19 protein-coding genes and 1 riboswitch are annotated in these 19,837 nt (G+C 57.3%); of the genes, 9 read left to right on the top strand and 10 right to left on the bottom strand.

The features are described from left to right. Nucleotides 1-87: 87 nt before the first annotated feature. Nucleotides 88-2,370, top strand: coding sequence for an adenosylcobalamin-dependent ribonucleoside-diphosphate reductase (locus tag ACR0I8_RS16880; protein WP_170689219.1), 2,283 nt, complete (start codon nt 88-90; stop codon nt 2,368-2,370). A 385-nt stretch (nt 2,371-2,755) separates the two neighbouring features. Here ACR0I8_RS16880 and ACR0I8_RS16875 read toward each other — a convergent pair whose 3' ends face one another. Next, nucleotides 2,756-3,703, bottom strand: a complete 948-nt coding sequence (locus tag ACR0I8_RS16875; RefSeq protein ID WP_170689220.1) for an alpha/beta hydrolase — start codon at nt 3,701-3,703, stop codon at nt 2,756-2,758. Between the two features lie 118 nt (nt 3,704-3,821). On the opposite strand from ACR0I8_RS16875, the gene ACR0I8_RS16870 reads away from it, so the two are divergent. Beyond that, on the top strand, nt 3,822-4,412 hold the full coding sequence (locus ACR0I8_RS16870) for a TetR/AcrR family transcriptional regulator (protein WP_170374545.1): 591 nt from the start codon (nt 3,822-3,824) through the stop codon (nt 4,410-4,412). 159 nt (nt 4,413-4,571) lie between these two features. Here ACR0I8_RS16870 and ACR0I8_RS16865 read toward each other — a convergent pair whose 3' ends face one another. The 8 genes from ACR0I8_RS16865 to ACR0I8_RS16830 are packed head-to-tail and all read right to left on the bottom strand — an operon-like array spanning nt 4,572 to nt 11,481. Continuing rightward, nucleotides 4,572-5,510 carry an acetamidase/formamidase family protein gene (locus ACR0I8_RS16865; protein ID WP_170689221.1) on the bottom strand — a complete coding sequence of 313 codons (939 nt, stop codon included), beginning with the start codon at nt 5,508-5,510 and terminating at the stop codon, nt 4,572-4,574. A gap of 3 nt (nt 5,511-5,513) precedes the next feature. Further along, complete coding sequence (locus ACR0I8_RS16860) at nt 5,514-6,542, bottom strand: branched-chain amino acid ABC transporter permease (protein WP_170689222.1); 1,029 nt, start codon at nt 6,540-6,542, stop codon at nt 5,514-5,516. After that, nucleotides 6,539-7,435 (bottom strand): branched-chain amino acid ABC transporter permease, encoded by an 897-nt coding sequence (locus tag ACR0I8_RS16855; RefSeq protein WP_170689223.1) that lies wholly within the window; start codon nt 7,433-7,435, stop codon nt 6,539-6,541. Before ACR0I8_RS16855 ends, ACR0I8_RS16860 begins: the two co-directional genes overlap by 4 nt. Before the next feature lies 1 nt (nt 7,436). Next, nucleotides 7,437-8,141 (bottom strand): ABC transporter ATP-binding protein, encoded by a 705-nt coding sequence (locus ACR0I8_RS16850; protein ID WP_170689224.1) that lies wholly within the window; start codon nt 8,139-8,141, stop codon nt 7,437-7,439. A gap of 41 nt (nt 8,142-8,182) precedes the next feature. Next, nucleotides 8,183-9,337: an ABC transporter substrate-binding protein gene (locus ACR0I8_RS16845; RefSeq protein WP_170689225.1), complete on the bottom strand. Its 1,155-nt coding sequence runs from the start codon at nt 9,335-9,337 to the stop codon at nt 8,183-8,185. 29 nt (nt 9,338-9,366) lie between these two features. Continuing rightward, nucleotides 9,367-10,077 carry an ABC transporter ATP-binding protein gene (locus tag ACR0I8_RS16840; RefSeq protein ID WP_170689226.1) on the bottom strand — a complete coding sequence of 237 codons (711 nt, stop codon included), beginning with the start codon at nt 10,075-10,077 and terminating at the stop codon, nt 9,367-9,369. After that, complete coding sequence (locus tag ACR0I8_RS16835) at nt 10,070-10,711, bottom strand: cysteine hydrolase family protein (protein WP_170374560.1); 642 nt, start codon at nt 10,709-10,711, stop codon at nt 10,070-10,072. Before ACR0I8_RS16835 ends, ACR0I8_RS16840 begins: the two co-directional genes overlap by 8 nt. Further along, nucleotides 10,708-11,481, bottom strand: coding sequence for an N-formylglutamate amidohydrolase (locus ACR0I8_RS16830; RefSeq protein ID WP_170689227.1), 774 nt, complete (start codon nt 11,479-11,481; stop codon nt 10,708-10,710). Before ACR0I8_RS16830 ends, ACR0I8_RS16835 begins: the two co-directional genes overlap by 4 nt. Before the next feature lie 68 nt (nt 11,482-11,549). Between ACR0I8_RS16830 and ACR0I8_RS16825 the strand changes: the two genes are divergently transcribed. From ACR0I8_RS16825 to rpsD, 7 genes are all read left to right on the top strand, one after another. Next, entirely contained in the window at nt 11,550-12,428 is an 879-nt protein-coding gene (locus ACR0I8_RS16825; RefSeq protein ID WP_419738483.1) for a MurR/RpiR family transcriptional regulator, read from the top strand. Further along, nucleotides 12,428-13,738: a glutamine synthetase family protein gene (locus tag ACR0I8_RS16820; RefSeq protein WP_170689298.1), complete on the top strand. Its 1,311-nt coding sequence runs from the start codon at nt 12,428-12,430 to the stop codon at nt 13,736-13,738. Before ACR0I8_RS16825 ends, ACR0I8_RS16820 begins: the two co-directional genes overlap by 1 nt. A gap of 114 nt (nt 13,739-13,852) precedes the next feature. Continuing rightward, entirely contained in the window at nt 13,853-14,374 is a 522-nt protein-coding gene (locus tag ACR0I8_RS16815; RefSeq protein WP_170689228.1) for a GNAT family N-acetyltransferase, read from the top strand. A gap of 119 nt (nt 14,375-14,493) precedes the next feature. Next, nucleotides 14,494-14,697, top strand: a riboswitch (cobalamin riboswitch). Between the two features lie 111 nt (nt 14,698-14,808). After that, entirely contained in the window at nt 14,809-16,032 is a 1,224-nt protein-coding gene (locus ACR0I8_RS16810; RefSeq protein ID WP_170689229.1) for an aromatic ring-hydroxylating oxygenase subunit alpha, read from the top strand. Between the two features lie 5 nt (nt 16,033-16,037). Further along, nucleotides 16,038-17,117, top strand: a complete 1,080-nt coding sequence (locus tag ACR0I8_RS16805) for a hybrid-cluster NAD(P)-dependent oxidoreductase (RefSeq protein ID WP_170689230.1) — start codon at nt 16,038-16,040, stop codon at nt 17,115-17,117. 261 nt (nt 17,118-17,378) lie between these two features. Further along, the gene (locus ACR0I8_RS16800; protein ID WP_170689231.1) at nt 17,379-17,846 is read left to right on the top strand and encodes a hypothetical protein; all 468 of its coding nucleotides are present in this window, start codon (nt 17,379-17,381) and stop codon (nt 17,844-17,846) included. A gap of 307 nt (nt 17,847-18,153) precedes the next feature. Then, complete coding sequence (gene rpsD / locus ACR0I8_RS16795; RefSeq protein ID WP_170374584.1) at nt 18,154-18,774, top strand: 30S ribosomal protein S4; 621 nt, start codon at nt 18,154-18,156, stop codon at nt 18,772-18,774. A 57-nt stretch (nt 18,775-18,831) separates the two neighbouring features. Here the strand turns inward: rpsD and ACR0I8_RS16790 are convergent, their stop codons facing one another. Then, on the bottom strand, nt 18,832-19,719 hold the full coding sequence (locus ACR0I8_RS16790) for an AraC family transcriptional regulator (RefSeq protein ID WP_170689232.1): 888 nt from the start codon (nt 19,717-19,719) through the stop codon (nt 18,832-18,834). Nucleotides 19,720-19,837 lie beyond the last annotated feature (118 nt).

Here is a 19,837-nt window from a genome sequence, read left to right as displayed (position 1 = left end):
TTAACGGCCTATTGCATCAAGTCATAGTAGCGCTAGGTGGCCAATTTGGTCTATCTTGTATGCCTCGCAGCTGAATAGGAATCACCAATGAGCCGCTTTGCCGCCCCCATCGCCGAGCAGATCTGGGACATGAAATACCGCTTTAAACAGGCGGATGGCACGCCCATCGACCAGACGGTTGAAGACAGCTGGCGACGTATCGCGCGCGATCTTGCGCGGGTCGAGAAAGACCCGGCGTATTGGGAAGAAAAGTTCTACGGCGCGCTGGAGGATTTCAAATATTTACCTGCCGGTCGCATCACCGCAGGCGCGGGCACCGCACGGCAGGTGACCCTGTTCAACTGCTTCGTCATGGGCACAGTGCCCGACAGCATGGGCGGCATCTTCGACATGCTGAAAGAGGCCGCGCTGACCATGCAGCAGGGTGGCGGGATCGGCTATGATTTCTCAACCATCCGCCCACGCGGGGCGGATGTGAAAGGGGTTGCAGCGGACGCCTCTGGTCCGCTGAGCTTTATGGACGTTTGGGACGCCATGTGTCGGACGATCATGTCCGCAGGCTCGCGCCGGGGGGCGATGATGGCGACGATGCGTTGCGATCATCCCGATATCGAACAATTCATAACCGCCAAATCCGATCCTGCCCGTCTGCGCATGTTCAACATGTCGGTGCTGGTGACCGACCCGTTCATGGAGGCCGTCAAGGCCGACGGCCCGTGGGAGCTGGTGTTCGGTGGCAAGGTCTATCACACCGTTCAGGCGCGGGACCTGTGGAACAAGATCATGCAGGCGACCTATGACTATGCCGAGCCGGGCGTGATCTTCATCGACCGCATCAACGCGGCCAACAACCTAAGCTATGTCGAGACGATTGCCGCGACCAACCCTTGTGGCGAGCAACCTCTTCCGCCTTACGGCGCGTGCCTATTGGGTTCGATCAATCTGGCCCGTTTGGTGGCCGAGCCTTTCGAAGACGCGGCGCATCTGGACGAGGATGCTCTGAAAGAGCTGGTCGCTACCGCTGTGCGCATGATGGATAATGTGGTGGACGCGTCGAAGTTCCCTCTGCCCGAACAGGAGGCCGAGGCGCAGGCCAAGCGCCGCATCGGGCTGGGTGTGACAGGTCTGGCGGATGCGCTTTTGATGTTGGGCCTGCGCTATGGCTCTGACGAGGCGGCGCGTCAGACCGAGCGCTGGTTGCACGCGATTGCCCGCGCCGCGTATCTGGCCTCGGTGCAACTGGCGAAGGAGAAGGGGGCGTTCCCCTTGTTCGATGCCGAGAAGTTCCTGACCAGCGGCACGATGCAGCAGATGGATGACGATGTGCGCGATGAAATCCGCGCGCATGGGATCCGTAACGCTTTGCTGACCTCGATCGCTCCAACGGGCACGATCTCTCTCTATGCTGGGAACGTGTCGTCGGGGATCGAACCGGTCTTTGCCTATGCCTACACGCGCAAGGTGTTGCAAAAGGATGGCTCGCGCACCGAAGAAGAGGTGGTGGACTATGCCGTGCAGATGTGGCGCGACAAGTTTGGCGAAAAGGACCTGCCGGAGTTTTTCGTGAATGCGCAGACGCTGTCTCCGTCTGATCACGTCAAGATGCAGGCCGCGGCGCAGAAATGGATCGACAGTTCGATTTCGAAAACGATCAACTGCCCTGAAGACATCAGTTTTGATGCCTTCAAGGATGTCTATATGCAGGCGTGGGATCAGGGCTGCAAAGGCTGCACGACCTATCGCCCCAATGATGTGACCGGCTCGGTTCTGACCGTATCGGAAAGTGCGGACACGGCGCCGGGTGAAAGCGCGGCTGCACCGCATGAGGTCGATGGCGGTGACGTCGTTTACATGTCCGAGCCGCTGGACCGCCCGCAGTCACTAGAGGGGTCGACCTACAAGCTGAAATGGCCCGACAGTGAGCATGCGATCTATCTGACGATCAACGATATTGTCATCGGGGGCCGCCGCCGTCCGTTCGAGGTGTTCATCAACTCGAAGAACATGGAGCATTACGCCTGGACGCTGGCGCTGACCCGCATGATCTCGGCCGTTTTCCGGCGGGGTGGGGATGTGTCCTTCGTGGTCGAGGAGCTGAAGGCCGTGTTCGATCCGCGCGGTGGAGCCTGGGTGAAGGGCAAGTATATCCCCTCGATCCTGGCAGCGATTGGCGGGGTGATCGAGCAGCACATGGTCAACATAGGGTTTCTGGAGGGAGAGGGGATGGGGCTGAAGTCGGACCCTCAGGCGCAGGTGGTCAACATGGATGTACCACGTGGTAAGGCGTGCCCGTCCTGTGGGCAGTTTGACATGGTGATGATCGAAGGTTGCATGACGTGCAGAAGCTGCGGTCATTCGAAATGTGGCTGAGGTGAGGGCGCGAAACCCGTTGTGAACCACAAGGCAATAAGAACCCATCTCGTTAGTATTGTCGCCCATACGCAAGGTCATTTGCGCCCACAATCCGAAACTCTTGGGTTTCTAGCGAAGAAATGGCGCCGGGTCTTTGATCGCCGAGACCTTTATGTGCGAGTTGGGAAGTACACACCGAAATCCCGCGAGTTTTGTACCAAAAACAGAATATTGGCTAGCTGCCCGGATCGCATCTGTAGGCATCATTCCCTGACGGACTAGCACGTCAACTTGCGGCAGCTTCTGAACTATTTCCTCTTGCTTGTGTCTCTTGTTCGACATTCGCGGTCCACCGTTTCTCAAACAGAACGGTGGACCAAATCAAACGAAGCACTCCATCGCGTTAATTGTTGAAGAACTCTGCCACTGCATCTGTCGACGCATTCACAGCCTCGGGCTTGTAGTAAAAGTCTACGTGGCTGAATTCATCGAATGCCAACTCTTTGTGGTCATTGGTCAGTTTTTCGACAAATGCGGTCGAGCAGATCGCTGTGGAGGCATTTGTGCCGTAGATGGTCAGCGACGGCTGCACGATTTTGTCCGCATAGGCTTCACAAATTGAGAACAAAGACTGCATGGGCTGATCAGCAATGTGCATGTTGGTATAGTTGGGAACTGCAACCGGCCCCTTAGCACCATCACGGCCGTAATAGTCATAGGTTTCGCCAGCCATGTCCGGGTAGGCCGCCGCTTCCGTGAACTCTTCACGAGACATTTCGTCGTTCAAGCCGAACGGTGCAACGTAGTCTGGTTCGCCGGTTTCATATTGCTTCTGCATCGAGGCATTTGCTGCGTCGATCATCTGATTGGCCATATCGCGATCGGTCCACTGGAACGCGTCCGAGGCCATCATGCCCGACACCATGGCGATTTTCTTGATACGGTGGTCTGTCACCGCTGCCGATGCGATGGTCTGACCGCCCTGACAGACGCCCAGGCCATAGATTTCTTCGACGAAGGGTAGCGTACCCAGGTACGAAACCGCGTCCCAGGTGTTTTCGATCAGGCGGAAATTGTAGCGCGATTGTTTGAATTCGCCGGGCAGTGCGGGGCTATCGCCCATCCCCAGATAGTCGAAGCCAAGATAGATGAAGCCACGTGCCGCCATTTCAGGGCCGTAGGTCGCAGGTATTTGATCCTTGACCTGCGGGAACGGGCTGGCTCCCACGATGGCCTTGTAGGTCTTGGTCTCATCAAAACCTTCGGGCAGGTAGAGATCACCGGCCAAATCCACGCCAAAAGATTTAAAGGTCACTGCGTTTTTGCCAGCGATGAAAGTTTGGGGGGTCATGGTTTGGGTCCTTTCGAGGTCAAGCAGGATTGCACCTTGCTAAAGTAAATCGCTTTGTTTACTTATGTTGAGGGGGTGAAGTTTGTAAACACACTTTTTTACTTTTGAGGCGAAATCCGTGAAACGTACTGAAAAGAAAAGAAAAGATATTATCGATGCAGCAATCGATGAGTTTCGGGAACAAGGATTTCTGGGGGCCAGGACGACCTCAATCGCCCAAAAAGCAAATGTTTCGAGTCGCACGCTCTACAACCACTTCGAAAGCAAAGAGGCCCTCTTCGAAGCAATCTCAGAAATCATGTTGGAGCAGAACAGGAGTATGCAGCCGGTTGCCTATGACCCAAGTCGTGACTTCGTTGAGCAGCTGAAAGACGCTCTTTGGGGGTACATCTCGATCATAACGGAAGAGACAGCAATTGGTCTAAACCGCATGGTCCTTTCAGAGCTGATCCGCGACCTCGATCGTTCTCGGAAATTCTTCACGGAGACAGAAACGCTCGACTACCCGATGACGCAGTTGATCGGCGAAGCCATGGACGCGGGTGTAATCCGAAAAGCCGATCCGGTCTTCGCGACTAACCAGCTCTTGGCACTCGTCAAAAACTTCTTTTTCTGGCCAGAGTTTTTCCTGGGCGAGAACCCGACCACCAAGGGCGTAATGGACGATTGCATCGCCATGTTTATGGCGCACTACAAAATGGGCAAGTGAACCGCTCGTCAGACGCTTGACGCAGTCGTCACGATAGCGAAACAATCGAGGCCGAAGAACACCTACTGAAAAGATCGCTTACTTGCGGACGTATTTTGAACGGCTGACGGCTTCCGACATCGACCGCATAGCTCCGACACTCAGGAGTTGCAGCATTCTTCAGTTCAGAACGGTCTTCGGAAAGTAGAATGAGACCGTCCAGTTCGGGATATCCACGATCTCACTGATGCGCAGATCGCCGCAGACCGAGCAGAGCATGTAAGCATCAAGCGCTGACATCCCCGTCGTGGCCGAGATCCAGTCGACCATACCCGCCACTGCATCGCGAGCGGCCTGCATGAGATCCTCACCGATGCCTGTCGTCGCCTTGTAGCCGGAGGTATCGAAATGGCGGGTGACGGGGCCGTTGGTTTCAAACCGGGGGTAGGGCAGGTTTTCGCCTTTGAGAAGGTCGATTTTGATGGCCACGTCCATAGGGCTTTCGATGGCGGTGCCGCAAATCTCGCCATCGCCTTGTGCCGCGTGGGTGTCCCCCAGAGACAGCATCCCGCCCGCCACCTCGACGGGAAGGTAAAGCGTTGTCCCCACGCAATTGTCGCGGATGTCCAGATTGCCGCCGACCCGGCGCGGAGGCACGACGGAATGCAGACCCGGCTCGGCCAGCGCCAGGCCGATTGTGCCGACGAACGGCTTGAGCGGTACCTTCCCGCCAGGGCCGAACAGAGCAGGGGTCATCGCGGTAGAATCATAGTTCCAGATATGAAGCGCCGCGTCGGGAAACTGATCGGTCAGCAGGCCAAAACCGGGGATGTTGGCGGTCCAACCCCAGCCCGAGGGTTTGAAATCCAGAAAGGTCACGGCAACGGTATCGCCGAGCTCGGCTCCTTTGATGTGGATCGGCCCTGTGACCGGATTGACCGCGTCGAAAGACAGCTTACCCAGATCGGCCAGGGTCGAGGAAGCGTTCAACTGCCCGCCCGAACTGTCGATGGTTTCGACCTCAACGGTCTCGCCGGGGTCGACGCTCAGGACGGGTTCGATGGAGTTGTCCCAACCGAAATGGTGGTTGTGTTTGTGAATAGTGTGTTTGCAACCCATGACTTACTCCTGTTTTTTCAGAACCAGGTCTTCGATTTCTTGATCACCCATGATCCCTCCGGGGCGCAGGGCCATAGTCAGAACGATGACCGTTCCCAGTGCAATACCCGACAGGCCCAGCACTTCGGGCAGGTCGATGCCCAGCAGGACCGGGCCGGTTTCCAGCCAGCGCACGCATTCCAACCCGAACGAGATCAAAAGCGTGCCCAGAACCGCACCTGTGACTGTCCGCATTCCTCCAAGGATCAGCATGGCGAGTGTCAGAAAGACGTGGTTGAAATAGAAGGGCCGTGCGCTGATCGTGCCAAGGAAATAAGCGTAAGCAATCCCGGCGACTGCAAGCAGGATGGCTGACAGGACCCAGGCAATCAGGCGTAACCGGCGAATGTTTACACCCATTGCGGCGGCTCCGACCTCATCATCGGCGCAAGCACGCAGCTGGATGCCCCAGCGGCTTTCGCGAAAAAGGCGCACGATGAACACAACGAATACGGACAAGATTACTATAGACGTCAGTGAGAACACCTGCGGAATGCCGAAAAACGCCTGGTTTCCTTTGAAAATGTCGGTGCGGTACAGGAATACCGAGTGCACGATGACCAGGACGGCAAGGGAAAAGATGGTCACTCCAGACCCTGTCAGGCGCACGACAAACAGTCCGACGATTAGGGCCAGAACCGCGGTGATCACAATGGCAAGCAGCGCCGAACTGACCGGATCCAACGAGAAGGCATTCAACCCCCAAGGCGCATCCGGCAGAGAGATGGATTTGACCGTCACCGGCGTCACGCAAATCGCGGCCACGTAGGCACCGATCCCCATGAAGGCACTGTGGCTGAGGTTGGTCAGGCGCGCATTGCCCATGAACAACTGCATGGCCAGAACGACCAATAAGTTCACGTAGGCGCTGTATACCAGCCGAAGCTGATAGCGAGAGCCGAAATAGGTCACGATCAGCCCAATCGCGATCAATACGGCGGCCAGGATCGCAGCACCCACCAACCCGCGTTTCTGACTGGGGTTCAGGATCATATCTTGTCCCCTTTCTCAGTCGGGGGCGACAGGATGCCATCCGGCCTCCAGACCAGAACGAGGGCTATGATTCCAAAGACAAAGGCGTCTTTCATGCCGCCATATTCCTGCGGCAGTAGGACTAGCATGGCGACCTCGATCGCGCCGAGAAGAAAGCCGCCCAGCACGGCTCCGGGCAGGCTGCCAAACCCTCCGACGACGCAGGCCACGAAGGCCTTGAGGACCGGGTTGAACCCCAGATGCGGATCAACCGATCCACGCCGCGCCATGATGAAGATACAGGCCAGCCCGGCCAGTAGGCCCGACACCATGAAGGCCACCGCAAACACCCTGTTGGATTTGACGCCGACCATGCGGACCATCTCAAAATCCAGCGAGGCGGCGCGCATGGCCAGACCCAGTGTTGTGCGTTTGAGAAACAGCATCAGTCCGACGATCACCAGCACCGTCGTCAACGCCTCGAACACCTGAAGGGAAGATACCTGAACACCCAAAAGCTGCACGGGCCAGTCGAGGAAATACAGAGACGTCACAGCCACCGGGCGTGGTGAGACCGCAAGCAAAAACACGTTCTGCAGAATGATTGAAACACCAAAGGCGGTCAGCAGGCCGGTTGTCGGGTCCGCGTATCGCACGGGTCGGAACGCCACGCGTTCCAGCAAGAGGGACATCAGGATCGCAGCGGCGATCGCTCCGCCTATCACGATGAATGGGTTGTTCAGTGCCAGTGCCGCAAAGGCCACCATCGTATAGCCACCAACCGCGATCACCTCACCATGGGCAAAGTTCACCAGCCCCATGATCGAAAAGACAATCGCCAGTCCGAGTGCAATCAGCGCATATTCCGCACCAAAGGCGAGCGCGTTCATCATCTGCTGGGCCACGTATTCCATGTCAGGCGATCCCCGTCAGTTCCGCCATAAGCGCGCTGCTTTGGCCCAGTGTTTCCTTGGTGCCCTCGGCCACGACCCGACCGTTGTTCAAAAGGTAAGCGTAGTCCGACAGGCGCAGCGCCTGCGTTGCGTTCTGTTCGACCAACAGGATCGTCATTCCCTGCGCCTTCAGCTGTTCGATCATCTGGAAAATCTGGCTTACGATCTTGGGGGCCAGACCCAGGCTGGGTTCGTCCAGCAGCAGGATCTTGGGGCGTGTCATCAAGGCGCGGGAAATGGCAAGCATCTGCTGCTCTCCGCCTGACAGGGTGCCCGCCGGTTGGTCCCTGCGTTCGCCAAGGATTGGAAAGGTCTCAAGCCAGTGGGTGATGTCGGCATCCTTGGCCGTGCGGTCGGAACGGGTCGCGCCGCCCAGAACCAGATTTTCCTCGACGCTCAGGTTCGAGAAGATCCGCCGCCCTTCCGGGGCCACGGACATACCCGCCTGCACTCGAGCCTCCACAGGCAGGGCCGAGATATCGGCCCCGTCAAAGGTGATCCGGCCCGAGGACTTGACCACCCCCATCAGCGCTGAGATGGTCGAGGTCTTGCCCGCGCCATTGGGCCCAAGCAAGGACACACAGCGGCCCTTCTCCACGGCGAAAGAGATGCCGTGCACGGCCTCGATCGGACCGTGAGAAACTATCAGGTTTTCAACATTCAGCATGGGATTGGAAACGGGGGCTGGAACCGCCCCCGTCTTTTGGCTCAGTTCCAGTCTTTCGGTGTGTTTTCGGGAATTTCGTTCGAGATCAGAACCCGCTTGCCATCTTTGTAGCCAATCACAGGGATCGTGCGCTGGGCATAGGTTTTCGTATCCTTGAACGAAATGCTGTCGACTGTCAGAACCGGGATCGACTCGGCCGTGCGGATCGTTTCCGCAATCACCGCCGGGTCGCTGCTGCCGGAGGTTTCGACCGCCCAGGCAACGGCCTTGACTGTGTCGGCACCGGTGGCTGGGAACAAGCCGGGCACATCGTGGCCCAAATCCTTGCAGTCCGCCATGAACTTGACCACGGCGCTTTCGTCGTGGCTTGGGGCCAGCGTGGCAAAGAACACCTTGTTGAGAATCGCAGGATCATCAGCCGCGACAGCATCCAGCGATGGATCGTCAAACCCGTCCGAGCCGACCACCCAAGCGTCGATCCCGGCGCTGCGCAGCTGTCGAACCAGCACACCAATATCGGGCATGATCGACGAAATATAAACGGCGTCGATCTCTTCACCCAGTGCTTTCATGTCCGCGATCTGAGGCGACCAGTCCGATGTGCCAAAGCTGAAATTCATCTTAGCCAGCACCTTGCCGCCGCCTTCCTCGATCACTTGACCGAACCACAGCGGGGTACGCGCGGACCACGACCCGCCTTCGTCCGAGGTCAGTAGAACCACGTTCTTGACCCCTTCGCTGAGCGCATGGTTGGCAGCTGCCGTTGCCGTGAACGGATCAGGCGAGACACCGGTAAAGAAATTGTCCACGATGCCCGCGTGCATCTCGACCTGCGTGGATTGCGGCTGGAAGATGGACACGCCGTAAGGTTGGGCGATCTGAGCCACCGGGATCATCGTGTCCGAGAACGGCGTGGTGCCCAGCATCACAACCCCTTCGTCCAGAAACTTCTGCGCCAGTGAGATCGCGGCCTGCGTATCACCTGCAGAATCCTGAACCAGGACTTCGATCTGCTTGCCACCAGCACCACCGTCGGCGTTGATCATGTCCGCCATACAGCGCGCGCCCAGGTATTCGGAATAGATGGCCAGATCACCAGTCATCGGTACGCCCAGTCCGATCTTGATCGTATCTTCGGCGACCGCGGGCAGGGCGAGGCTCATGGCGGTCAGAGTCGTAAGGGTCAACTTCTTCATACTTGTTCTCCTGTTGAAAGCCGCCTGCGTCACGCGGCACGTTCATCGGTTTCGCCAAGATAAGCGTCGATAACCTCTTGGTTCTTGGTTATTTCTTCGGGTGCGCCTTCAGCAATGATGGCACCCATGTTCAAAACAGTGATCTTGTCGCAGAGCGACATGATGAATTTAAGATCGTGATCAATCACCAAAATCGCGCAGTCCGAATGCGTCCGCACCCATGTCAGCGACCGGCCCAGAGCGTCCGTTTCCTGTTCGTTCATCCCAGCGGCGGGTTCGTCCAGCATCAGGACACGCGGGTTCAGGGCCAGCGCGCGAACGATCTCCAGCCGCCGAAGCTGCCCATATGCCAACGACCCGGCATTGTGGTTGAGCTTGTCCGACAGGCCGAACTCGGGGATCGCGGCGTCGACGATTTCGGCGCCGCGGCCGGAATAGCGGGCGACGTCGATGTTTTGCGCGACGCTGAGGCTTGGAAAGACCCGCAGGTTCTGAAACGTCCGCGCCACACCGCGCGCCGCGCGTTCGTGGGCGCGCAAGTTGTCCAGCGGCTCGCCATCCAGCGACAAGCTGCCCGCCGAGTGGATTAACAGCCCAGAGATCAGGTTGACCAGCGTCGTCTTGCCTGCGCCATTGGGGCCGATCAGACCGCGCACCTCGCCTGGTGCGACGGACATGGTCACATCCTCAACGGCGTGGACCCCACCAAAGGTCTTGGTGATGCCGTTCAGATCAAGCACCGGCCAATTCCTCGACCAGTTCTTTTGTGGTGACCTGTCGGCAATAGCCTTTGATCGCGCGCAGAGAATTGTCGTGCCGGTCCTGCGTATGAGTCAGGCAGGCATCTTCGACCTGAGTGACAAGGTAGCCCAGATCACACGCGTCCCGGATGGCGCTTTCGACGCATTGATCCGTCAAAAGACCGGACAAAACAACTTGGCGAACGCCAAGGTTGCGCAGGATGTAGTCAACATGCGTGGAGACAAACACCGAAGAGGACGTCTTCGGCAGCACGATCTCATCCCCTTGGGGCGCGATCTGGTCAATGACCTTTCCATCCCAGCTGCCCTTGGGCACATGAAAACCCGTGATCTTATAATCCAGCGACCGGTCACGCCCGTCGAGTGTCAGGCTTTCGATATTGGTATACATGACTTCGACGCCGGCGCTGCGACAGGCGGCTTGTATGGCCTGCATGTTCGGGATCACGCGGGTGTCTAGCTGATCGAAAAACCAGCCGTATTTCTCATTGAATTCGGCCTCAGGTAGGTCTTTGAATTCGGCGCCTTCGCGATGTGCCGAATAGTTCTGCACGTCAATGAACAACAGCGCGGATTGCGATGGGATGAGTGGAACATTGCGGGTCAAGGTCACGTCTTGGTCTCCAATATCCGGGTAAAGGCTTCGGCGAGAAGATGCGCCCAATCCTCAACGCCTTTTGCATCGCGGATCAGATCATTGCGGATCTCGACCAGCGAATGTGCCAGTCCGCGCGGTTCGGCGAAACGCGGTATGAACCAGTCGCTTTCACTGTCGATCTGATAGGGCTGGTTCAACGCCATATGCAGATCGGGACGTAGGGCCGAGATATGGTCGATCGCGGCCTGCCCCGTGGTCGGGTCAACGCGGGTCAGAAATCCAGCGTGCCAAGGTCGCGCCTCACCATCGACCTGTGCGGCGAAGGAGTGGATCGACACCGCAAGTACACGCGGTGCCCGGTCCAGCATATGTTCAATGGCACCGTTCAGAGGAGCCATGATCTCGCGCTGACGTGCTGCGCGATCCGCAGCGGTCAGGTTCAGATTGGCTGGGATCTGCTTTCCAAAGCTGTTTGGCGGAATTGAATCCGGGGCTTCGATTGGGCGGTTGCAATCAATCACAAGCCGGGAATAGCGCTGCAAGATCAAAGGGGCCCGTAGCCGGTCAGCCAATTGCCGGGCCACAGCCTCGGCCCCTATATCCCAACCGCGATGGCTGGCCTGCACCTCTTCCGAGACGCCAAGATTGCCCAGCTTTTTCGGGATCGCGCGCCCGGCGTGTTCGCAGAGCAGCGCGATCTTCGCATCACTGTCAGGGTTCACCCATTCCACCGGGGCGGGATCCCCGGCGACCAGCAGTTCTTGGGTCGCGGCTGAAGTGTTCATGTGGCCCAAGTTAGAGAACAAGTTTTTTCAGAGTCAATGAAAAATAGATTGACTGAAATTTTTATTCCATGCGATCCATTCAGATCAGGAGGTGCCGGTTGCTGGTTAGGCAGAGAATTGAAGCGAAGGCGGAAAACATGACGGCGAGCGAGCGCAAGCTGGCCGCTGCCTTGCTCAGCGACTACCCCTATGCGGGTCTGGTCACGATTCAGGAACTCGCGCGCCGGGCCGAGGTATCGGCCCCGTCGATCTCTCGGTTTGTTACCAAGATCGGATTGGGGGGCTATCAGGAATTCCAGCGTGCCCTGTTGTCCGAGCTGAAAGAGGGCCAACGCTCGCCTACTGATCTGCACGGCGAAGGGCGCAGTGTCGATGGAGGGTTCTTGCGTGATTTCATCGCGCGGGCCTCGTCCCAGATGGCGCTGTCGGCAGAAGGTATTACCGAGGCGCAATTTCAGCGCATATGCTCGGTACTGAGCCAACCTAAGAGCGATGTCTATATATTGGGTGGTCGGATCAGCGATACCATCGCACAGCACCTGTCTTTTCACCTGCGCCAAACCCGCAGCGGCGTGTATCATCTTCCGGCCAACAACGAGGTCTGGCCGGAATACCTGCTGCGGATGAAGCCTGCCGATATCCTGTTTCTGGTCGATTTTCGTCGCTACCAACCTGCGCTGGCGCGATTGGCCGCGACTGCCGCGCGGGACCGAGGGGTTCGCGTTGTTCTCATGACAGACAAATGGTTGTCTCCCATATCCCGCCATGCGGCAGAAATCTTGCCAGTTCCGATCGAAAGCGGCACGCTCTGGGATACGTACACAGCGGCCCTTGCTGTCACCGAGGCGCTGGTGACGCGTATTGCCGAAGACAACTGGGACCAGACGAAGTCCCGCATCGAAGCCTGGGATGCCATGCGATCCCACAACCAGGACCCCAACCCATGATGCCCAAAACCCCCCTGATGTTCGTCGCCACCTCTGACCTTGCCGGTAAATTGCGGGGCAAGGCGTTTCCGACGGATCAACTGAACAAGCGGTTGCAGCGCGGCGTCGGGTGGACACCTACGAATGTCCAGATCAACTGCTTTGACGGAATTGCCGAAAGCCCGTTTGGCGCGCTGGGCGATCTTCTTCTGATCCCGGACGCCACGGCCGAGGCAAAGGTCGAGTTCGGCGAAGACTCCGGCCTGCACTTTCTTATGGGCGATATCGTCACTCTGGACGGAGACCCTTGGGACTTCTGCACGCGCAGTTTGTTAAGGGCGGCGCTGGAGCGGCTGCACAAGGTCTCAGGAGCAAATTTGCTGGCCGCGTTCGAGCATGAGTTCCAGCTGAAAGATCCGCCAAGCCAGGCCAACGAAGCCTATGGTCACCGCGGCTTTGGCCTGCAGCGGGATCTGTGCGAGACCTTGATCAATGCGATTTCTCAGGTCGGTCTCAAGCCGGATTCGATCATGAAGGAATATGGGCCAAACCAATATGAGGTCGTCATAGGCCCCGAGCTGGGTGTTCGCGCGGCGGACGCGGCCATCATGGTACGCGAACTGACCTATGCGACTGCACAGGCTTATGGCGAACGGGCTACCTATACCCCTATTCGCGATGTCGCGAGCGTTGGGAATGGGGTTCATATCCATATGAGCTTTGTGGACGATAGTGGCGCGCCGCTGACCTACGCCGAAGACGGGCCCTGCGGCATGTCGGACCTGACGAGCGCTTTCGCCGCCGGAGTTCTGAAATATCTGGATGCGATCCTGGCTCTGACAGCGCCTTCGGTGATCTCCTATGAACGCCTGACACCGCATCGTTGGTCTGCGGCTTTCAATAATCTGGGTTTCCGCGACCGCGAGGCTTCCTTGCGGATTTGTCCGGTGACCGCAAAAGACCCAGCCTCAATCGCGGGGCAGTTCAACATCGAATACCGTGCGGCGGATGCTGCAGCTTCGCCTCATCTGGCGCTTGCTGCGGTTGTCATGGCCGGGACGCAGGGGATCAATGAAGGGCTACCCGCTCCCGTTCCAACCGAAGAGGATCTTTCGCTTTTGGACGTCGCAGAACTTACCCAAAGAGGGCTGGTGCGCTTGCCTCAGACTTTGGAAGATGCGCTCGACCGGTTCGTAAACAACTCGGTCGTGACCGGCTGGTTCCCCGAGGGCTTTGCCGAGCTGTACCAAGCCCACAAACAATCCGAGATCGCGACAACCGCACATCTGGACACAGACGCACGCTGCCGATTGTACGAAGAAACATATTGACCTGAGCGGCTGGTCTTGCGGAAGCTCGTGGAATGCAACCTCTGGGGCGTCGGTCGGATAATCTCGCGCAGCATGACGCGGTGCAGGCTGTTTAGCTCAGGATAGGGATGGATCATGAACCGTTCAGAAACCGATGCCATCTTGAATTTGCATAGGCTGGCTTTTGGCGAAGCAGAAGGTGACGAAATCGCTCAACTCGCCGAAGATCTCCTTGAGCATCCGGAAACGATTTCAATCAGCGTAAGGCGTGACGGGCAGATCGCGGGCAATGTCATGTTCACCCCGTTAGTTTTCCAGGATCACCCAGACGTAAGATGCTATCTTCTGGCACCCTGCGGTGTCTCGCCCGAGCATCAAGGCCGCGGTGTTGGCAGAGAGATGATGGAGACCAGCATCAAGCACTTGAGGTTCATTGGAACAGACGCTGTCTTCGTGTTGGGCGTGCCGACATTCTACCCCTTATTCGGGTTTGTTCCGACCGACAAAGAGACGCCATATCCGGACCTTCTGACGATCCCCGAGGCATGGATGACGCTTGAGCTCACTGCAGGATCGGTTGAAAAGCTGGGGGGCAAGACACTTGCGATTGCGCCCTTTATGCACGCGCATTTGTGGGACACATCGCAACACGGGTGAATTCGGTTTTCTTGTCCTTGCCTCAAACCACGGACTTGTTTCAGGTTTCCATTTCTGCTGGGCATGTCTGTTTTGTTTCTGGAAATGTCGCAAGGCTTTCAGCCACGAATCCATCCCCGAGTAGGTTGCGCATGTGAGGTGCTGCTGTCTGATTCTCAGGCGGCAGAGAATTGGGAAGCCGGTGCAATTCCGGCGCTGCCCCCGCAACGGTAAGAAAGGTCAGGTTCGACAGGTGACCACTGGGACGAGGATCCCGGGAAGGTGTCGAGACCGGGCGCAAGCCCCCTTCAAGTCCGGAAACCAGCCTTGCATATATGTCAAACCGCGGGTGGCGGTGGGGGCACAAGTTTCGGACGTGATCCTCGCACGGCTCCGGACTGGCCTCTTATGTCATCTGCCCAAGCTGAGCCGCGGGCGCGGCAGGAGAGCCAGAAGTGAGCAACGTTCAAAGCCTGTTGGCGCGTCGAAACCCGGCCTATGCCCTTGAACAGGCGTTCTACACCGATCCAGATGTCTTTCAGGCCGATCTTGAGGCAATCCACTACCGTGACTGGCTATTTGCCATTCCGGCATGTGAACTGGTGAAGACAGGCGACTATGTGACCTACACTGTCGGCGCATACCGCGTGATCATCGTGCGTGGTGCGGACAACCAGATCCGGGCGTTCCACAACACCTGCCGCCATCGCGGGTCGATCATCTGCAAAGCGGCCAAGGGCAACTCGCCCAAACTGGTTTGCCCCTATCACCAGTGGACCTATGAGCTTGATGGCTCATTGTTGTGGGCACGTGATATGGGCCCTGATTTCGACCCCAAACAACACGGGCTGAAAACCGTTCACTGCCGGGAATTGGCCGGGCTGGTCTATTTCTGTCTTGCAGATGAAGCCCCCGATTTCGACACCTTCGCCAATAGAGCACGGCCCTATCTGGAGCCGCATGATCTAGGCAACGCCAAGGTCGCCTTTGAAAGCACGATCGTCGAAAAGGGCAACTGGAAGCTGGTTTGGGAAAACAACCGCGAGTGCTATCACTGCGGCGGCAACCACCCTTCGCTGTGCCGGACCTTCCCTGATGATCCCTCAGTAACCGGTATCGAAGGGGGTGAAACCCCGGCCTTCATGCAAGCTCACTTTGACCGTTGCGAGGCTGCGGGAATGCCGTCGCAGTTCTATCTGCATGATGACGGGCAATACCGACTGGCGCGGATGCCGCTGAAGGAAGGGGCGGAAAGCTATACTCTGGACGGCAAATCCGCGGTGCGCCGCTTTCTGGGCCGAGCGCCTTTTGCGGATGCAGGGACGTTGCTGAAGTTCCACTATCCCAGCACATGGAACCACTTCCTGGCCGATCATTCGATTGTCTTCCGCGTCACTCCGGTCAGCCCGACCGAGACCGAAGTCACCACGAAATGGCTGGTCAACAAGGATGCAGTGGAAGGGGTCGATTATGACGTCAAGCGCCTGACCGAAGTTTGGATGGCCACCAATGACGAAGATCGCCGCGTGGTAGAAGACAACCAGATGGGCATCAACAGCCCGGCCTATGTCCCGGGGCCGTATTCGGGGATCCAGGAATCCGGTGTTCTGCAATTCACCGATTGGTATTGCAGCACCCTGGCGCGCCATCTGGCACCTGACACGATGGCGGCGGAGTGACGGAGATGAAAGATCTGAACGCTGTTGCCTCGATCTGGCAGGATGACGAGACGCTGGAATGCGTCTCGGTCGTGCCCGAAACGCCAAACACCGCGAGCTTTACGTTCCGCGCCCCTTCCGGAGCCTTGTTTGCCTACCATCCAGGTCAGTTCCTAACGCTCGAGATTCCGGCGCCGGGGCAGCCGGGAGGCGTTGTGCATCGGACCTATACGATATCGTCATCCCCATCGCGTCCACGGTCCATCACGATTACGGCCAAGGCGCAACCGGACAGCATCGGCACTCGCTGGATGCTAAACAATCTGCAGCCAGGTATGCGGATGCGGGCGATTGGCCCGGCGGGCCTGTTCACCAATGCTGAAAGCGCCGCCGCCAAGTATCTGTTCATCTCGGCGGGTTCGGGTATCACGCCTATGATGTCGATGACGACCTGCATGTGGGACGAAGGCCGCGATTTGGATGTCGTCTTCATCAACTGCGCCAAACGTCCGTCCGAGATCATCTTCCGTCAACGGTTGGAGCAGATGGCAAGTCGGACGCCGGGTTTGGATTTGAAGTTTGTTGTGGAGGAAGCTGACCGTTACAGCCCCTGGACCGGCTACCAGGGTCAGTTTAACCAGCTGATGCTGGGCCTGATGGCCCCAGACTATCTGGACCGTGAGGTCTATTGCTGCGGTCCGGAGCCGTTTATGCAGGCTGTCCGTGAAGCTCTGTCGGGTCTTGGCTTTGACATGGACAACTATAATCAGGAAAGCTTTGGAGCTCCGGTTGAGACCGAAGCGGATCAGCCCGATCTGGATGATATCGTTCCTGACGATGACAGCGCCGCCGAAATCGTGTTTGCGACCTCGGGTGTCACCGCCAAAGTTGCCGAGACAGATACGGTTCTGGTCGCCGCACGTGCGGTTGGATTGAACATCGCCTCGGGCTGTACGTTTGGCGTTTGCGGCACCTGCAAAATCAAAAAGACCTCGGGTGAGGTTCACATGGTTCACAACGGCGGTATCTCCGAGGATGACATAGCAGCAGGCTACATTCTGGCGTGCTGTTCAAACCCGATCGGCAAGGTCGAAGTTGAGGTGTGAACGGGAAGTCTCAGGCTGAAACTGCAGAGCGGCTACGGCTGCCTGCGGTTTCAGAATTTCAAATATTTGTATTAATATCATGCACTTGTCGTCTCTATGCTCGCTTAAGGAAGCATGGGTGGCACAGGTTTGCTCACGGATAGTTGATTCTATTCGGCAACATTCACGTGATTGCTCAAATTCTGTCTCTTTTCCGCCGAAATCTCCCCTGATAAAGCGGGTTAAGTACTGGGTGGGGTGTTGATAAGTGCGAGCAGGTATATGAGAGCCGGATATAACGGTCGTGTAGCCATTTCATGGAATCAAACTGAGCTTGATGGGCTTGAGGCAGCGCCTTTGGCCTTTTTGGCGGTCGGGTCCGCATGGTCCTGGCGTGGTCAGGCGCTGGTGTTGGGCGAAGTGGCGGAGCAAAATCTTGAGCAACTGGGAAATATGGGCGCGACCCCTGTGCGCACCCGCGACGCGTTTTCAGCCCCGCAAGAGATCTCGGGAGAGTATTGCGGTTCGGTCACATTGACCAATGGGGCGCAGCGCTTTTCGGCAGATTTGGTTATCACCGATGACGAACAATGGCCGACTCTGGTGTTCAACACTGGCTGTCCCCCTCGGGATCAGGATTTCTGGATTAGCGAAGTAACGCATGCCGGTGTCGACCTGCAGAGCGTACCGCAACCGACTGCACAGGTGTTGGCGTTTCCGGGAAAATCCGCGCCGGGTTTCTTTTCATAGGTTTGGTTACCTAGCTGGCGCTGAACCCGTTGGCCTAAAAACCCTTCAAGAAATTTAAGCAGGGCCGTCGGGACGTGTTGACTCTGACAGTTCTGCGGATATAAGCGCGACTTCATTGGTGTTGGTGGCCCCCGCAAGGGGATGCCTGTCATGGGGGAAACCTCAAGAGGACAACGCCCTTTATAACCCGGCACCGCGCCTGGTCTGAACTGGAACTGCCCGGTCCGAGCGGAGACGCTATTTCGGCCCGAAAAGTGGGAACCGGTTTTCGGATCAAGCTGAAATGCCACTTTAAAGGAGATCAGCCGTGACCAAACGCACGTCTGCCAAGTACAAAATCGACCGCCGGATGGGCGAAAACATCTGGGGTCGTCCGAAATCCCCGGTCAACCGTCGTGAATATGGCCCCGGCCAGCACGGCCAGCGCCGCAAGGGCAAACTGTCGGACTTCGGTCTGCAGCTGCGCGCCAAGCAGAAGCTGAAAGGCTACTATGGCGACCTGACTGAGAAGCAATTCCGTCGCATCTACGCCGAAGCTGAGCGAGTAAAAGGCGACACCGGTGAAAACCTGATCGGTCTGCTGGAGCGCCGTCTGGACGCCGTTGTATACCGCGCCAAGTTCGTACCGACCGTCTTTGCTGCACGTCAGTTCGTGAACCACGGCCACGTCAAAGTGAACGGCAAGCGGGTCAACATCCCGTCCTACCGTGTCAAAGAAGGCGACGTGATCGAAGTGCGTGACAAGTCCAAGCAACTGGCAGTTGTTCTGGAAGCTGTTGCTCTGGCCGAGCGTGATGTTCCTGACTACATCGACGCCGACCACTCGAAAATGACCGCGACCTTCGTACGCGCACCGGGCCTGAGCGATGTGCCTTACCCAGTCATGATGGAACCGAACCTGGTTGTCGAATTCTACGCGAAGAACTAATCTTCGTTGACATTCCAGATTACAAAGGCCGCGCTTTCAGCCCGGCCTTTTTAGTTTCTAAGCTATGCATTTTGACCCGATGTCCTGACGAGGTGGCACTCCGAATTTGCGCGAGTATTCCCGACTAAACTGGGTCGGGCTTTCATAGCCAACCTCAAAAGCTGCTTGCGACACACTGAGCGAACCGTGCGACAATAGCCTGCGGGCTTCCAGCAGCCTGAGGTCTTTTTGGTACTGCAGTGGAGAGGTGGCTGTTACCGTTTTGAAATGGGCGTGAAAGGCAGAAACGCTCATGCCAGCGCTTTGTGCCAGATCGCAGACGGGCAGGGCTGTTCGAAAATCCGCGCGAATGATGTCTATTGCGCGCGCGATACGGCTGGCGGCACTGTCGCGCCATAGCATTTGCCGTAGCATGCCACCGTGATCTGCTTGTAGGAGTCGGTAGTGGATTTCACGGCTGATCATCGGTGCGAGAATTTTTGCGTCCGTAGGGTTTTGACTGGCGTGAAACAGGCGAGCCATGGCGTCAATCAGATCGGGCGAAGCTTTTGACGCAGCAAGGCTTTGGACTGTTTCAATTTCAGCAGGTTCTGAGCCGACCGAGTCGTAGAGACCGCGTAAGATGGACAAGTCCAACGAGAATACGAGGCCGACATAGGGCTTTTCCCGACTTGCTTCGGTGACGGCGGCCAAAACCGGAAGGGAATGGCTGACGATCAGAGAGTCGCCTGCTCCGAAGTGAACAAGGCGATCGCCGATACGTGTTTCTTTCTTCCCCTGTAGAACTAGGCAGACAATCGGTTCATACACCTGTGCTTCGATTGACTTCGTTTTGACGTCATGAAGAAGGCCGAAACCGTCCAATGCGGTCGGGTAGAAAGCAGCATCTTCTCCCTGTCCGCCCACAGCTTCGCGGATTTTTTCAACTAAATCATGTTGTGTCATGGTGTCCCCACTGCCTCGTTCAGCCTATTTTGCGGAAGAAGTCAGTGCTAGCCAAAATCTCGACGACCAGAGAATTAGGCAGATATTGAGGAGAATTCGGCAGGCGCATCGCAGTTTT

It is taken from the genome of Ruegeria sp. BG9 (assembly GCF_056538305.1).
This window is presented reverse-complemented; position numbering and strand designations above follow the sequence as displayed.

Bases quoted from the DNA above. Each gene is read 5' to 3' on its own strand.
- ACR0I8_RS16880 (WP_170689219.1), top strand. From the start codon at position 88: ATGAGCCGCTTTGCCGCCCCCATCGCCGAGCAGATCTGGGACATGAAA.
- ACR0I8_RS16875 (WP_170689220.1), bottom strand. From the start codon at position 3,703: ATGACCCCCCAAACTTTCATCGCTGGCAAAAACGCAGTGACCTTTAAA.
- ACR0I8_RS16865 (WP_170689221.1), bottom strand. From the start codon at position 5,510: ATGGGTTGCAAACACACTATTCACAAACACAACCACCATTTCGGTTGG.
- ACR0I8_RS16860 (WP_170689222.1), bottom strand. From the start codon at position 6,542: ATGATCCTGAACCCCAGTCAGAAACGCGGGTTGGTGGGTGCTGCGATC.
- ACR0I8_RS16855 (WP_170689223.1), bottom strand. From the start codon at position 7,435: ATGGAATACGTGGCCCAGCAGATGATGAACGCGCTCGCCTTTGGTGCG.
- ACR0I8_RS16850 (WP_170689224.1), bottom strand. From the start codon at position 8,141: ATGCTGAATGTTGAAAACCTGATAGTTTCTCACGGTCCGATCGAGGCC.
- ACR0I8_RS16845 (WP_170689225.1), bottom strand. From the start codon at position 9,337: ATGAAGAAGTTGACCCTTACGACTCTGACCGCCATGAGCCTCGCCCTG.
- ACR0I8_RS16830 (WP_170689227.1), bottom strand. From the start codon at position 11,481: ATGAACACTTCAGCCGCGACCCAAGAACTGCTGGTCGCCGGGGATCCC.
- ACR0I8_RS16825 (WP_419738483.1), top strand. From the start codon at position 11,550: ATGCGATCCATTCAGATCAGGAGGTGCCGGTTGCTGGTTAGGCAGAGA.
- ACR0I8_RS16820 (WP_170689298.1), top strand. From the start codon at position 12,428: ATGCCCAAAACCCCCCTGATGTTCGTCGCCACCTCTGACCTTGCCGGT.
- ACR0I8_RS16815 (WP_170689228.1), top strand. From the start codon at position 13,853: ATGAACCGTTCAGAAACCGATGCCATCTTGAATTTGCATAGGCTGGCT.
- ACR0I8_RS16805 (WP_170689230.1), top strand. From the start codon at position 16,038: ATGAAAGATCTGAACGCTGTTGCCTCGATCTGGCAGGATGACGAGACG.
- ACR0I8_RS16800 (WP_170689231.1), top strand. From the start codon at position 17,379: ATGAGAGCCGGATATAACGGTCGTGTAGCCATTTCATGGAATCAAACT.
- ACR0I8_RS16790 (WP_170689232.1), bottom strand. From the start codon at position 19,719: ATGACACAACATGATTTAGTTGAAAAAATCCGCGAAGCTGTGGGCGGA.